2 protein-coding genes are annotated in these 460 nt (G+C 39.8%); one reads left to right on the forward strand and one right to left on the reverse strand.

Translation table 11 applies throughout. The features are described 5' to 3' along the window. Positions 1 to 267: hypothetical protein (locus JMF97_RS30685; RefSeq protein ID WP_203224679.1), on the reverse strand; the 267-nt coding region annotated here is incomplete at its 3' end. Positions 268 to 273: 6 nt separating this feature from the next. Here JMF97_RS30685 and JMF97_RS31615 point away from each other — a divergent pair. Continuing rightward, on the forward strand, positions 274 to 460 hold a 187-nt coding region (locus JMF97_RS31615), incomplete at its 3' end, for a hypothetical protein (protein ID WP_238360467.1).

Raw genomic sequence — 460 nt, forward strand, 5'->3', positions numbered from 1 at the left:
ATCTACAAAACTCATATCATCAAGAAAGCTATCTTCCTGATACTCGATTTCTTGAACGATAATTTCCTGTTCAGCTTCTTCTTGTTCAACTGGCTTTAAAATCAAAAGCTTTTCTGGTGGGTTAGAAGCGGGTAAGGCTGGTGAGTGAATGGATATCGTCTCATCGGCAGTGGCGGGTGTGCCTCGTAGCTCCTGCAAGCGTTTGAAGCGTTTGCTGTCTTCATAGCTCTTACCCAGTAGGGTGTGATACCTGTCTCTTATACACATCTAGATGTGTATAAGAGACAGCGTATCATGTCTTTGCAAGCTGCCGAAGTAGGGCGTATAGCTTACAGGGATATTAAGAAAAGGTTTGATAAACAAACTGGTGGATTCATTAAGAAAGTTTTAAGATTTGGAGCTTTTGTTTCTATTGCATATGTATTATATCTTATACTTGCTTCTGCAAAACTAATGGATT

Source organism: Micromonospora fiedleri, from assembly GCF_016774385.1.
Taxonomy (GTDB): Bacteria; Actinomycetota; Actinomycetes; order Mycobacteriales; family Micromonosporaceae; genus Micromonospora; species Micromonospora gifhornensis.